The 13355-nt window shown below is 72.3% G+C and carries 10 protein-coding genes and 2 pseudogenes; 6 read left to right on the top strand and 6 right to left on the bottom strand.

Annotated elements, in window-relative coordinates; translation table 11 throughout:
• Nucleotide 1: 1 nt before the first annotated feature.
• A complete protein-coding gene (locus BX266_RS35265; RefSeq protein ID WP_099906703.1) occupies nt 2–850 on the bottom strand; it encodes an alpha/beta fold hydrolase in 849 nt (282 codons plus the stop codon).
• Between the two features lie 270 nt (nt 851–1120).
• Here BX266_RS35265 and BX266_RS35270 point away from each other — a divergent pair, with 270 nt between their 5' ends.
• The gene (locus BX266_RS35270) at nt 1121–1552 is read left to right on the top strand and encodes a hypothetical protein (RefSeq protein ID WP_099906704.1); all 432 of its coding nucleotides are present in this window, start codon (nt 1121–1123) and stop codon (nt 1550–1552) included.
• Nucleotides 1553–1637: 85 nt separating this feature from the next.
• Here the strand turns inward: BX266_RS35270 and BX266_RS35275 are convergent, their stop codons facing one another.
• Together BX266_RS35275 and BX266_RS35280 are read right to left on the bottom strand one after the other, a co-directional pair.
• On the bottom strand, nt 1638–2255 hold the full coding sequence (locus tag BX266_RS35275) for a hypothetical protein (RefSeq protein WP_310794829.1): 618 nt from the start codon (nt 2253–2255) through the stop codon (nt 1638–1640).
• Nucleotides 2252–3009, bottom strand: a pseudogene (locus tag BX266_RS35280) (SDR family oxidoreductase). Before BX266_RS35280 ends, BX266_RS35275 begins: the two are co-directional and overlap by 4 nt.
• A 186-nt stretch (nt 3010–3195) precedes the next feature.
• Here BX266_RS35280 and BX266_RS35285 point away from each other — a divergent pair.
• The gene (locus BX266_RS35285) at nt 3196–4041 is read left to right on the top strand and encodes a helix-turn-helix transcriptional regulator (RefSeq protein ID WP_099906708.1); all 846 of its coding nucleotides are present in this window, start codon (nt 3196–3198) and stop codon (nt 4039–4041) included.
• A 475-nt stretch (nt 4042–4516) separates the two neighbouring features.
• Here the strand turns inward: BX266_RS35285 and BX266_RS35290 are convergent, their stop codons facing one another.
• Nucleotides 4517–5512, bottom strand: coding sequence for an SDR family NAD(P)-dependent oxidoreductase (locus BX266_RS35290; protein WP_099906709.1), 996 nt, complete (start codon nt 5510–5512; stop codon nt 4517–4519).
• A gap of 356 nt (nt 5513–5868) precedes the next feature.
• Here BX266_RS35290 and BX266_RS35295 point away from each other — a divergent pair, with 356 nt between their 5' ends.
• Nucleotides 5869–7254 (top strand): GH1 family beta-glucosidase, encoded by a 1386-nt coding sequence (locus BX266_RS35295; RefSeq protein WP_259465008.1) that lies wholly within the window; start codon nt 5869–5871, stop codon nt 7252–7254.
• A 906-nt stretch (nt 7255–8160) separates the two neighbouring features.
• Here BX266_RS35295 and BX266_RS35300 read toward each other — a convergent pair.
• Nucleotides 8161–9069, bottom strand: a complete 909-nt coding sequence (locus BX266_RS35300; protein WP_099906713.1) for an aminoglycoside phosphotransferase family protein — start codon at nt 9067–9069, stop codon at nt 8161–8163.
• Nucleotides 9070–9183: 114 nt separating this feature from the next.
• Here BX266_RS35300 and BX266_RS40485 point away from each other — a divergent pair.
• Nucleotides 9184–9361, top strand: a pseudogene (locus tag BX266_RS40485) (IS5/IS1182 family transposase); the annotation flags it as partial.
• 4 nt (nt 9362–9365) lie between these two features.
• On the opposite strand, the gene BX266_RS35305 reads toward BX266_RS40485, so the two are convergent.
• Nucleotides 9366–10295 (bottom strand): DUF389 domain-containing protein, encoded by a 930-nt coding sequence (locus tag BX266_RS35305; protein WP_099906715.1) that lies wholly within the window; start codon nt 10293–10295, stop codon nt 9366–9368.
• A 513-nt stretch (nt 10296–10808) separates the two neighbouring features.
• Between BX266_RS35305 and BX266_RS39110 the strand changes: the two genes are divergently transcribed.
• Together BX266_RS39110 and BX266_RS35315 are read left to right on the top strand one after the other, a co-directional pair.
• Nucleotides 10809–11492, top strand: a complete 684-nt coding sequence (locus tag BX266_RS39110; protein ID WP_099906717.1) for a universal stress protein — start codon at nt 10809–10811, stop codon at nt 11490–11492.
• 5 nt (nt 11493–11497) lie between these two features.
• Nucleotides 11498–13150, top strand: coding sequence for an MFS transporter (locus BX266_RS35315; RefSeq protein WP_099906719.1), 1653 nt, complete (start codon nt 11498–11500; stop codon nt 13148–13150).
• Nucleotides 13151–13355: the final 205 nt, after the last annotated feature.

The raw sequence follows: 13355 nt of genomic DNA on the forward strand, positions 1-13355 counted from the left end.
GTCAGCCGGTCGCCCGGGCGGCCTCCTCGATCACCTCGGCGACCAGCCGCGGACGCGAGACGGCGACCGAGTGCGAGGCCGCCACCTCGGTGACGTGCGCGTGGGCGCGCTGGGCCATGTGGCGCTGCGCGGCCACCGGGATGTTCAGGTCCTCGGTGGTGACCACGTCCCAACTGGGCTTCTCCTGCCAGGCAGCGACGGTCGCCGGCTCCAGCAGGGCGCTCCGGGCGATCGGACGCTGGGTGGCCGCCATCAGCGCCGCCCGGCCCGCGGGGACGTCGGCGGCGAACTGGTGGCGGAACGCGTCCGCCCGGATGTACAGGTCCGTCGTCGAGCCGCCGCCGGGGAGCGGGTAGGTGACCGGGTCCAGCGTGCCGCCCAGCGTGGAGCCGGGGAACTCGCCGGTCAGCCCCAGCGCCGTCTCCCCGGGAGCGGGCAGGAACGCGGCCACGTACACCAGCGCCGTGACCTGGGGGTCGCCCGCGCCGGCCGCACTGATCACCGAGCCGCCGTACGAGTGGCCCACCAGGACCTTCGGCCCCGGGATGTGGTCGATCACGCTGCGCAGGACCGCCGCGTCGGCGGCGGGCCCGCGCAGCGGGTCGGCGGGGGCGACCACCGGGTAGCCGTCCGCCCGCAGCCGCTTGATGACGTCGTCCCAGCTGGATGCGTCAGCGAAGGCGCCGTGCTCCAGGACGATCGTCGGCCGGGCGCCGACCGTGACCGAGTGCGCCGGGGTGGACGCGCTCGCCGTCCCGACCACGGCCGTGCCCAGGGCGAAACTCGTCGCCAGGGCCCACACCGCCGCGGTCGCCGGTCCACGCTTCCGGTTGCTCTTGCCTGCTGCCATGGGAATTGCCCTTCGGATCCGGCGGAATCGGGTGACGTCGCGTCACCTCGCTGCACCCACCCTGGCGTTCCCGGTCACCCCGGCAGATCCGTCATCCGACGGTCCGACTCGGCTCCGCCGCCCGCCGAGCCTCCGCACACCCGGCCCCCGTACACCTAAGCCGCCCGCCCCCCGGCCTACGGTCAACTGACTGATGCGGCCCAGCCCTTCGCGCGGCGACAGTGAGTGCCGACCGGCCGGAACCGCTCCGGCCCCGCTCCGGAGGACTTCATGACCGTCGTCGCCTTCTCCCTCGTCTCCGCGCTCACCCAGTCCGGCGTGATGGAGGTCCTCACCGACTTCAGCGCCGGCCGCCCCGCCGCCTGGCCAGGCATCGACGCGGACCACTTCCAGGTCCACGGCCAGGGCGACGGCTGGGCCGAGGTGACCGAGGGCACCGCCGCCGCGTGGGAACGCGCCCGCTACGACTGGGAGCCCGGGGGAGACCGGGTCACCATCACCACCCTCGACTCCAAGCTCTTCGGACCCGGCGGCGGCTGGGTCTTCCAGCTCACCCCGCAGGGCGAGCGCACGCTCGTCGAGGTCCAACTGACCAGGACGCCCGGCACCCTCAAGCAGAAGCTGCTGGCCTCCCTGCTCCCCGTGGTCGGGCCGTCGCAACTGCGCAAGTCCTTCGCCGGCCCGCTGAAGTCCCACCCGTGAGGCCGACGGCCCGTCAGTGACCGCTCGGCGGCCGGGGCGCAGCCACGCACCACCGTCGGACGGGCCGTCACCATGCCCGGCATCCTCACCGCAGCTCGGCGGTCCGAGGCGGTCGCTGCGCATCGGCATCGGGCAGCGCCCGCGACTGCCCGGCGGGCGCGTTGCCGGGTCGGGCGGCGAACAGGTGGGCCATGGAATGCTCCAGCGGTGCGGGTGGTCGGGGTGTCGCGTAGCGGTGCGCGGGCAGGTCGCGGTCCTCGAGCGGCTTCCAGCTGCCGCTGCCGCCGGCCCACGCGGAGCTGTCGACGGTCAGCAGCAGGCTCGTCGGTGTCCTGCAGCTCCGGCAGTTCACCGGGTACGGGTCGGTGGTGTGCCAGGAGGCGTAGCCGCCGACGCGCCATCCGGGCGGCATGGACAGGTCGTACTGGTAGCAGACCGGGTCGGCCTCGTTGTCGTCCGCGCCCAGCTCGGCCGCTTCCTCAAGGGCGTCCTCCCGGGCGTCGATCCGGGTCCGGAGGTCCTCGGGCAGGAGACCGGCGAACGGATACGTCGTCACCTGCTCCGGATGCAGCACGCAGGGCTCGGGAACGAATCCGTCGTACCCGACGGCCGGGGGCGCCGCCAGCAACTCGCCGATCGCCCGGGACCGCCGCCAGCGCAGGTGCAGCCGGGGGGCCGTGCCCCGGTCGGATGCCGTTCTCATGTCCGGCCGGGGAACCCGCCCAGGGCCCGGGAGCGCTGTGCGACGAGATCGTCGTAGGTGCCGTCGCGCTCGGCCCAGCGGTGCCCGACAACGCCCTTCACGAGGACTTCGCCCGGGGTGGGGTCCTGCGAGAGCAGGTGCATGACTTCGGCGGCGAAGTCGTCGAGTGGCAGAGCGTGCGGGTTCACCTTGTCCTGGCCCGCCGTGGCGACCGCCGGGGGACGAGCTCGACGACGCCGACACCCGTGCCGTCGAGCTGCGCCCGCAGCGCCTCCGAATAGGCGTGCACCGCGGCCTTCGAGGCGGCGTAGCTGGGCATGGGCGGGAACGGCAGAAAGGCGATGCCGGAGGTGACGGTGATGAAGGTGCCGGCGCCCCGCCGGACCAGGTGGGGGGTGAAGGCGTCGATGACCCGGATGGTGCCGACCAGGTTGGTGTCGATCGTCGTCTCCGCCGCTTCGAAGTGCGCGGGATCGCGCAGGTCCTCCAGGAGCATGACGCCCGACATGGTCACCACGGTGTCCAGGTCGGGGTAGCGGTCGAGCACGGCGTCGCGAGCGGATTGGACGGACGGACCGTCGGTGACGTCGAGGCGGAACGTACCGAAGCCTTCTCCGGCGAGTTCCAGGAGCGCGTCCGGGTTCCGGCCGCCGACGGCCACGGTGCTGCCGGCTGCGGCGAACCGGCGGGCCAGTTCCCGCCCGATACCCGAGGTACCGCCGACGACGAGGACGGTGCGATCGGAGAGATCCACGAGATCTCCTTCGAGATGAGGGCGCCGCTGACGTTCGGGCCGCGGCGCAGACAGTGAGGTTCACGTCCTTCGAAGGACGGTGCCGTCACAGTCTTGGCGGGATCCGACGGGCGTGGCAGAGCCCCCGTCCTCCCTGGTCCTGCCAGGGCCCCCGCTGAGGCGCGCGACCCACATTACGGTGGCGGTATGAACCATGAGGAACCCGGCAGACGGCTCGGCAGCTACCTGCGCGCCCGGCGTGAGCTGGTCACCCCGGCCCGGGCAGGGCTCCCGTCCGGCGGCAACCGCCGCGTACCGGGCCTGCGCCGCGAGGAAGTCGCCCTGCTCGCCGGGATCAGTCCCGACTACTACCTGCGCTTGGAGCGGGGCCGCGACAGGAACCCCTCGCCGCAGGTCCTCGAGTCACTCGCCCGGGTTCTGCAACTCGACGACATCGAGCGGACGTATCTGCTCGGACTCGCGGCGGCACGCCCGAGGGCGCCGCGCCGCAAGCAGCCCGAGCACGTGCCGGCGCGTGTGCACGAGTTGCTAGCCCACCTTCAGGTCCCGGCGTTCGTCGAAGGACGCGCGTTCGACGTGCTGGCCTCGAACCCGATGGCCGTCGCGCTGTCCCCGCGCCTGCGGCCCGGCGAGAACCGGCTTCGTTCCCTGCTCCTCGATCCCGAGGAGCAGGCTTTCCACCAGGACTGGCCGAAAGCCACCTCCGATTTCGTCGCCGCGCTTCGCACCACGATCGGGGACGACACCGACGACCCCCGGTTCGTCGAACTCGTCGGAGAACTCGCCCTGTCCAGCGAGCGGTTCCGCACTCTGTGGGCCCGCCACGACGTTCGGAGCCTCGACGGAGGCACCACGACGGTTCACCACCCGGTCGTCGGCGAACTCCGCCTGCACCGCGACAAACTCCCCATTGCCGACGTGATCCTCGTCGTCCACTACCCCGACAAGGACAGCGAGAGCGACGAAAAGCTGCGGCTCCTCGCCGCACTCGCGGACACCGGGAGCCCGGCCGGCGGATCGTCAGGGCCATGATCACCGTCGGCCGGAAGCCGTGCGGGCGGGCGTTGGAACGCGGGCTTTTCACTGGCCTCGGCGCGCCGGTCACTGAAGGCACCCCTGGAGAGTCAGGTCCCGAGGGGAGGTGGACGCCGGCGGGTAGAAGCCCTGCAAGCGCTGCCGAGTGACGGTCTGCGGTGGTGTCCTTCGGGATGCCGTCGGCGCGCCGCGGCGCCCGCCCCGGCCCGAGGGGTCCGTGCCGCCCGTCGGAGCGTCTCTGCTGTCCCGGCCGCGGCGAAAGGCCCGTTGAGGCCGGGCTCCGTCTCCACGCGGCCGCGCCCGGGCCGGGGCGCTTCCCCGCCGGGTGGGTCTCAAGCGTCGTGGCGAAGTCGACACCCGGGACGTCGTGGCGCTCCGGCCGCGTGCTCGACGCACCCCTCTCGTTGAGAGGCGTCACCGCGGGGCGATCCGCCGACCGCCCGCGGTCTGCGATCTCATCCGACCGAAGCGGCTACTCGGCGGACCCGGCCGTTCGGCTGTCCGTCTCATCGAGCCTGGTCGGTGAGGTGAACGTCGGCCGGGTGCCGGTCAGCTCGCAGCTGGCCGCCCACAGACGTGCCGCGGTCGTGGTGTCGACCAGGTGGTTCCAGAGGGGTTCGGTCCTGGGCGTGCCGCGCAGGCCGAAGACGCGGGGGCTCCACATCTGGCCTCCGCACACGTTCGGGTCGAGCGTGGCCCGTACGGCGGGCCACGCGGCAGCGTCCTTGCCCTGGACGAGGAGACCGAGTGGGAGGTGGCTCAGCCGCTCGCCGGTGGTCCGGGTGTGGACCGGCGGGCGCGCAGGGGTGAGGGAGTCGAGCGCGCCTCCGGGGTGGACGATCACGCTCAGCGTCGTGCTGCCGGCAGCACGCAGGCGGCGGTCGAGTTCGAGGGCGAAGAGCATCTGGGCCAGCTTCGACCGGCCGTAGCTGCGCTTGGGCCGGTAGTCGTGCGTGCTCTGGAGATCGTCGAGGTCCAGGCGTTCGGACTTGGCGGCGAAGCTGCCGGTGGTGACGATCCGGCTTGCCGGGCTTGCCATGAGCAGGGGTGTCAGCCAGTGGGTGAGTGCGAAGTGCCCGAGGTGGTTGGTGGCGAACATCAGCTCGTGGCCGGCCTTGGTCTCGCGGCGCGGCGGATTGTCGAGTGCCACGCCGGCGTTGAGGACGACCGCGTCGAGGCGGTCCAGTTCGAGGGCGGCGACGGAGGACTCGAGCGAGGCGAGATCGGCCAGGTCCAGGCGTAGGTGCTTCACCTTGGCGCCGGGGACGCGCGAGCCGATCGAGGCGATAGCGGCGTCGGCCTTCGCGGTGTCGCGGCTACCGAGGACGACGGTGGCCCCGGTGCCCGCGAGCTGCTCGGCGACGAAGTACCCGATGCCCGCGTTGCCGCCGGTGACCAGGAAGCTCTTTCCCTCGGCGCGGGGCAGGCGGTGAACATTCCACGGGGTGTCCTTGGGGACGGAGGACATGACGGGCTCCCGGGGCTCGGAGTGGTCTGGCGAGGGGCGGGGCCGCACCTCCAAGATCCGGTCCCGCCCAGTCCCTACCGTCCCGGAGGTCGCTCACATCCCACCGTCAGGTCGCTGTCACAGCCGCCGCCCGACACCGCTCCGGCCCGTCCGATCCTGTTCCGTCGTCCGTCGCAGCCGATCCCCGTGCCGAACGCACGTCTCCGCTCGTGCAGTTCCCCGCGCGGGAGCGCAGTGGCAGGACTGCGCAGGGTCAGCGAACAGATCTGGATATAGTTCAGTAATTGTTTAGTCAAAAGATGAATCGGCCATGGTCATCCCTGTTGAACAGGCGTTTCCCGGTTCATCATCGTCAGGTGTCTACTCTTCTCTTCCCTCCCGGCTTCGTCTTCGGCACCGCCACGGCCGCCTACCAGATCGAGGGCGCCACCCAGGCCGACGGCCGCGGCCCGTCCATCTGGGACACCTTCAGCCGCGAGCCCGGCCGGGTCCTGAACGGCGACACCGGCGACACCGCCTGCGACCACCACCGCCGCTGGCCCCAGGACGTGGCCCTGCTGCGCGACCTCGGAGTCGACTCCTACCGCTTCTCCATCGCCTGGCCGCGCGTCCAGCCGACCGGATCGGGCCCCGCCAACCGCAAGGGCCTCGACTTCTACTCGCGCCTCGTCGATGCCGTGCTCGCCGCGGGCATCGAACCGGCCGTCACCCTGTACCACTGGGACCTGCCGCAAGCCCTGGAAGACCACGGAGGATGGCGCGAGCGCGACACCGCGCACCGCTTCGCCGAGTACACCGCCATCGTCGCCGACACCCTCGGCGACCGCGTCCCGCGCTGGATCACCCTCAACGAGCCGTGGTGCAGCGCCTTCCTCGGCTACGCCAGCGGCCACCACGCCCCCGGCTCCCGCGAAGGCACCCCCGCCCTCGCTGCCGCCCACCACCTCCTGCTGGGCCACGGACTGGCCATGGACGCTCTCCGGGCGGTCGGCGTCCGAGAAGCCGGCATCACCTTGAACCTGGACCACGTGATCCCCGCGACGCCGACCGACGAGGCCGCCGCCCTGCGCGCACGCACCCAGCGCAACCTCATCTGGACCGACCCCCTTCTGCTGGGCCGGTACCCGCTCTCCGAACAGGACACCTGGCAGCAGCTGATTGTCGATCAGACGTTCCGCCGCGACGGGGACCTGGCGACCATCTCCGCCCCCCTGGATTTCCTCGGCATCAACTACTACACCCCCAGCGTGGTCCGCGACGCCCCCTACCGGCAGCAGGACCCCGCGCTGCGCGATGCCATGGACAACCGCTTCGAAGGCGTCCCCCAGCCCGAAGCCCGCCACACCGCCATGGACTGGCCTGTCGTCCCGCACACCCTGCGCGACCTGCTCACCGACCTGAAGGATCACTACGGCGACGCCTTGCCGCCCGTCCACATCACCGAGAACGGATCCGCCGAACACGACACCGTGCGCGCCGACGGCTCCGTCGACGACCCCGACCGTGTCGCCTACCTCTCCGAACACCTCGCCGCCGTCTCCGACGCCCTGCGCGAAGGCGTCGACGTCCGCGGCTACTACGTGTGGTCCCTCCTCGACAACTTCGAATGGGCCTACGGCTACGACCGCAGGTTCGGCATCGTGCACGTCGACTACCCCACCCAGCGCCGCACGCCCAAATCCAGCTACCACTGGTACCGCCGGACCATCGCCGCAAACCGCACCGCCCGCCGGGCCCCGTGACCCGCCGGCCAAACCTTGATCGCCGCTGGCGGGCGGATTGCGGTCCATCGGCACCGGGGGCGGTCGTGACGTATTTCCACCGACAACGCCCCGTGCTCTGCGACACCACTGAGTACGACCTGCGGGGACGTTTCCCTACGCGTGCGACTGGGGGCTCGTCACACGGTCACGGGGTCGGTTTGTCGAGCTTTCGCCAGCATGAGTGTGCACACGACGAGACGAGTGAGTCGTGGCACGAACCGAACCGGGAACCCGGCGCAGACCCTGTGACTGCACGGCGACGCCTCCGGCGGGTTCCGCGCTCGATCGCCGGGCAGGAGGAGGCGAACCCGTCGACTTCCCGTCCAGGGCGACAGCACGGTCGGCGCGGCGACCTGCGACGGTGACCGCGTCACTGCTCGAACGCGGGCCGTTGCCGAGAACGGCGGCATCGCTCCTCGGCAAGGTCATCGCGGTGATCCGCCGTCGGTAGGGCGCACTGCCGTCGTGGAGGGATCCCGACCGTCACGCCCCCGCCGCGCGCCAGCCTCGAAGCGTCACCGGCCCGTTGAGCGGTCCGCCGGTCCGCTGCGGCAGGAGGCCGCCCGGACTCCGGAGCACACCGCGGGCATGTCGTTCGTGGGCGGCGACGGCGTGCGGGCGCGAGCTGCGGTCAGGCATGGGGAAGCGGTGGTTCCGAGACCAGGGCCAGGTCCGGCGGGCGCCGGCTCCCCGGCCCTCATCGGCAACGGCCGCCTCGACCTCCTCGCCACCTGACCAGGCTGGTCGGCGAACTCGCCATCCCCGGCGGGGAACTCCGCACGGCCAAGAACAACGTGCAGCCGCACCACACCGCTTGTGTCAGGCTCCGACGAGGCGGCTCTTGCGGAACCGGGACTCGTACTTGAGGCCCCGTCAGAGACGGGTTCACCGCTCGCCGGCAGCCTCCAGGATCGCGCGGAGACGCGACAGGCATTCGCTGACGAAGGCGGGATAGGTGCCCCAGTAGTCCGACACCCCGCTGACTCCCACCGCGATGGCCCACGCCCGGGCACGAAGCCACGTCACGTCGTCCAGGCCCATCGCGTCCCAGTACGCCTGTCGAGCCCCGGGCGGACAATCCCACAGAGTCGCGTGCTCGGCGTCGGGAAAGCCGACCGAGAGGCCTCCGAAGTCGATGACCGCGTGCAGCTTTCCCTGCTGAACCAGAAGGTTGGTGGGTTTGAGATCTCCGTGGAGCCACACCTGGCGGCCGGACGGCTCGGGCAGGGCGAGCGCACTCCGCCACACGTCGCGCAGGTGGGCGATGTCGAGGTCGAGACCCTGGACCGCCAGACAGTCGTCGAAGCACCCGCTGACCCACCGGTCACAAGCCCGCAAGCCCCCGCCGCGGTACCAGCTGAGCTCGCCCTGACGAGCGGCCCCCATGAGGGGGACCGAGTGCAGGCTCTGCACGAGCGCCGCCAGATCGGCCCCGAAGGCAGGCCAGTCGGTGACCGATCCCGAGCCGGCTTCATCGCCATCGATCCAGCGGTACACCGACCAGGAGAGCGGGAAGGAGGAACCCGGAATACCGGCGTGCACCGGCTCCGGGATGCGACAGGAGAGATACGGCGCCAGCCGCGGCAGCCACATCTGCTCCTTCCGTACGGCCTTCGCATTGTCGGGGGTACGCGGCAGCCGCACGAGGAGCTGGCTGCCGAGCCGGTACATCGTGTTGTCCGTGCCTGCGCCGGCGGGCGAGATCGGGAGGTCGGCCCACTCCGGTCGCTGTTCGCCCAGCAGAGCCCGGACGACCGCCTCATCCACACGGATCTCGTTCTCATGAAGTGTCACGGTGAGAGCTTTCTGTCCGGGCTTCGCCGCCGCCAGTGATTTTCCCAGGCGGGATCATTGCCACCGGCAACGGCAACGGCCGGAACCCCCGGCCCAGGACGTCGCACCCGGCCGGTCGGCAGGCCTCGCCCGGGGCCGGCCGCGGTCCTGGCGGACCAGGCCAACTCCACGCGCGCCGTCCGGCGCCACCTGCGGCACCGACGGATCCGCGCGGTGATCCCGCAACCCGCCGACCGGCTCGCCAACCGCCGGAACCCCAGGGCTCCGGGGAGGCCGGCCGCCCGGTTTCGACCGGTTCACCGGGTGCGGCGGGCAACGTGCCAGGCGCCGTGCTGGACCAGCAGGGTCAGGACGCCGGCGAGGACGATGCCGGACAGGTTGAGGGCGAGTTGGACGGCGGAGCCCCAGCCCTGGGCGTATTCGCCGTAGGCGACGGCGACGGCGGCGTTCGCGGCGGCGGGCACGGTCGTGACGGAGATCGCCACGCCGACCAGGGCGGAGGCCTTGGCGGAGGTGAGCGAGAGCAGGCCCGCGATGCCCGCCAGGAACGCGACCACGAAGGACATCGCGTCCGGCTGCCAGATGAACGAGGTGTTGGGGCGCGCGGCCGCGAACTTCGCGTCGCTGAACAGGCCCAACGCGTCCATCAGCAGGGAGAAGCCCACGGTGAGCGCCATCGCCACGGTGAAGCCGACCGCCAACGCCGACAGTGAGCGGAGCGCCGGCCGCAGCCGTCGCCGCACGAGTGCGACGCACAGCCCCGCGAGCGGTCCGAACTCGGGGCCCACGGCCATCGCGCCGACGACGAGGATCGCGCTGTCGAGGACGGCGCCGCAGGCGGCCAGCATGGTCGCGACGGTGAGCAGGGCGAGGAAGACCCCGCTGAGGGTGGACTCTTCGTGGACGACCTCCGTGACCTCTTCCCAGACCAGGGCGTCCACGCCCTCGCCCGGGGCCGCCTCCTCGGCCGCGTCCGCTGCGGCCGACAGGGTGAGTCCGGTCTCGTCCATGCTGATCGCCCCGCGTTCGGGCAACCCCAACGCGCGCATGTCGTCCAGGAGTTCGTCCACCGCCTCGCGGGCCACGTCGCACAGCACCAGATCCCCGGCCGGCTTCACCGCACCGCCCGGCAGCACCACGACGTGGGCGACGCCCACGCAGGCGTCGAGCCGCTCCATGACCGCCTCGTGCAGGTCGGACGGAACGATCAGGCGGAGCTGCAGCACGGGGGCCTCCGGGTGGGCGGCGCGGACTGTGCCCACCCTAGAACCCGCCGCGGGCTCGGTCCCGCCGCGGGCTGCCCGACGCAGCACCTGGACCGGGCCGGCGGACGGGCCGAGCGGGCGCACATGGCGCGGACCAGCTCGGGCCGGAGGTTCGTGGAGGTGGACCGAATTGCCGCCTGCTTCGGTCGCGTCCATGGCGGCCGCCGGAGAAGACCGGATCGATCCCCTCCGATTGTGCCGCCCCACCGGCTCGGCGCGGCACGACCGGGGCAGCGGTGGGCACACTGGAGCGGGGGCCGTGTTCGCGAACGGAGGTGGACCGTGGAATCCGATGTGCGGGCCCGGAGGGCCGGTGCGGTTCACCCCCCGATGCCTGATCCCCGTGCTGCAGCGCTGCACCGGGCCGGAGCTGGAAGAGGACGCCCCGCGGACGTGCGCCCACCGCGGCCGGGCCTGGCGTGGAGACCGTTCCGGCCGTCACCGGACGACGGCCGCCGCCTCGGTGGAGGAGCGATGACGTCACTCACCGAAGCCCGTCCGATCGTGCTGGGCGTCGACGGCCGCCTGCAGCAGTTGCGCGAGGCGGGAGCCGCGGCACTGGAGAAGACCGAGGGCATCGCGGCCGGGCGCCACCCCCGGCTCCGGATCCAGTCCGTCCTGCGGGACGGCAGTCCGGCCCCGCTCCTGTGCGGCGAATCCGCGCGGGCCGCGCTGGTGGTGCTCGGCACCCGCCGCCTCAACCGCCTGGAGGAGACCCTGAGCCGCTACTCCGTCACCGTCCCGGTCAGCGCCCAGGCGTACCGCCCGGTGGTCGCGGTGCGCTTCGCCGCCGACCTGGCGGCCCGCCGGGGCGCGGCCCTGCGCGCCCTGTGGGTGCGGCGAACACCCGTGCGGCCGTTCGAACCGCCGGAGGGCGAGCAGGAGACCCGGCGACGCCTGTTCGAGGCCACTGCGGGCAGCGCCGCCGACGAGCCGGACCTCGACCTCACCCACGAAGTGATCAACGGCAAGCCCGTCGACGAGCTGGCCCGGGCCTCCGCCCACGCGCTGGCCGTCGTGGTCGGGCGGCACGGTCGGGGCGGCCTGACCGGCCTGCGGCTCGGCTCCGTCCCGCACGGCCTGATCCGGCACGCCCCCTGCCCCGTGATCACGGTCCCCGCCGACCCCGGTGCCGGTGCCCCGCTGACCAGGGAGTGAACCCGATGCGCACCACGACGACCAGTTGGAAGCCCCTCGCCGTCCTGGGGACCGCCCAGTTCCTGATGGTGCTGGACGCCTCGGTGATGAACGTGTCGATCAGCCAACTCGTCGAGGACTTCGACACCGAGGTCACCACCATCCAGGCCGTCATCACCCTCTACACCCTGGTGATGGCGGCCTTCATGCTGACCGGCGGCAAGATCGGCGACATGTACGGCCGCCGTCGCGTCTTCACGGTCGGCCTGGTCGTCTACGGCGTCGGATCCGGCCTCACCGCGGTCGCCCCCACCGTCGGCGTGCTCGCCCTCGGCTGGTCCGTCGTCGAGGGACTGGGCGCGGCGCTGGTGCTGCCCGCCCTCGCCGCACTGGTGGCCGGCTCCTACCGGGGGCGCGAACGGGCGATCGCCTACGGCGTCGTCGGGGGCCTGGCGGGCGCGGGCATCGCGGTGGGACCGCTGCTCGGGGGCTGGGTCACCACCTACCTGACGTGGCGTCTGGTGTTCGCGGGCGAAGTGGTGCTGGTCCTCGCGATCCTGCTGCTGATGCGCTGGGTGCCGCAACAGCCGCGCCCCACCGAGCGGCCCCGACTGGACGTGCTCGGCGCCGTGCTGTCGGCCGCCGGACTGGCCCTGGTGGTCCTCGCCGTCCTGCAGAGCGGCACCTGGGGCTGGGTCGAGCCCCGCAATCCGCCCTTCACCGTCCTCGGCTTCGCGCCGACGCTGTTCGCCGTCGCCCTCGGCGCCGCGCTGCTCTACGCGTTCTGCGCCCACGAACGGCGCCGGGAACGCCGCGGCGCGACCCCGCTGGTCTCGCTCGCCCTGTTCGGGAACCGGCCGCTGCGCGCCGGGCTGACCGCCCTCTTCAACCAGAACACCGTGCTGCTGGGCCTGTTCTTCGTCATCCCGCTCTACCTCCAGGTCGTGCAGGGACTGAACGCCTTCGAGACCGGGCTGCGCCTGCTGCCGGTCTCCGTGACCATGCTGGCCACCTCGATGTGCGGCTCGCTGCTGCTGCGGTTCGCCTCCACCCGGACCATCGTCCGGGTGGGTCTGCTGGTGCTGCTCGCCGCCACCGTCTGGCTGATCACCGCGATCGGGCCGGAGCTGAAGGGCGCCTCGTTCGCGGGGGCGATGGCCCTGCTCGGCATCGGCATGGGCCTGCTCGCCTCCCAGCTCGGCAACACGGTCCAGTCCAGCGTCGGGTCGGCCGAGCGCAGCGAGGCCGGCGGTCTGCAGTACACCGCGCAGAACCTCGGCTCCTCCCTGGGCACGGCGCTGATCGGGGCGATCCTGATCGGCGCGCTCGCCACCTCCGTCACCGCCCGGGTCGAGAGCGACCCGCGGGTCAGCCAAGCCGTCGCCCAGCAGGTCGGCACCCAGGTCGAGGCGGGCATCTCCTTCGTGCCCGCCGACCAGGTGTCCGCGGCCCTCGCCGGCCGGCCCGACGTGCCGCCGCAGGAAGCCGCCAGCCTGGTCGACCACTACGAGGCCGCGCAGATCCAGGGCCTGAAGTCCGCCGTCCTCGCCTGCTCCGCGATCACCGCAGGCGCCCTGCTGTTCACCCGTCACCTCCCCGACAACCGTCGCCGACGGACGCAGGACGACCCGGACGACCGGGACGACCCGGCACCGTCAGAATCCTCCTCGCCCAACTGAGCGCTTCGGAGCGGGAGTCCGGACCTGCGTGCTCGCCGCGGGAGCCTGGCCGTCCAAGGGTATCTGCGGCCGAACGCGAGCCGGCCGGTGAGTGCGCGGGCGAGGTCGAACCGGATGGCGGGCGCGGGTGCCGAGGCGGCGGGGTGCATCGCTTCGCGGATCGCGGGTACGCGCCGGCGGATCGTGTCCCCTCTACGTGGTGTGG

Source organism: Streptomyces sp. TLI_171 (genome assembly GCF_003610255.1).
In the GTDB taxonomy this organism is placed as follows: Bacteria; Actinomycetota; Actinomycetes; order Streptomycetales; family Streptomycetaceae; genus Kitasatospora.

Excerpts from the sequence above, each read along its gene's own strand:
- BX266_RS35315 (WP_099906719.1), top strand. The coding sequence starts at position 11,498 with ATGCGCACCACGACGACCAGTTGGAAGCCCCTCGCCGTCCTGGGGACC.
- BX266_RS39110 (WP_099906717.1), top strand. The coding sequence starts at position 10,809 with ATGACGTCACTCACCGAAGCCCGTCCGATCGTGCTGGGCGTCGACGGC.
- BX266_RS35290 (WP_099906709.1), bottom strand. The coding sequence starts at position 5,512 with ATGTCCTCCGTCCCCAAGGACACCCCGTGGAATGTTCACCGCCTGCCC.
- BX266_RS35275 (WP_310794829.1), bottom strand. The coding sequence starts at position 2,255 with ATGAGAACGGCATCCGACCGGGGCACGGCCCCCCGGCTGCACCTGCGC.
- BX266_RS35285 (WP_099906708.1), top strand. The coding sequence starts at position 3,196 with ATGAACCATGAGGAACCCGGCAGACGGCTCGGCAGCTACCTGCGCGCC.
- BX266_RS35265 (WP_099906703.1), bottom strand. The coding sequence starts at position 850 with ATGGCAGCAGGCAAGAGCAACCGGAAGCGTGGACCGGCGACCGCGGCG.
- BX266_RS35270 (WP_099906704.1), top strand. The coding sequence starts at position 1,121 with ATGACCGTCGTCGCCTTCTCCCTCGTCTCCGCGCTCACCCAGTCCGGC.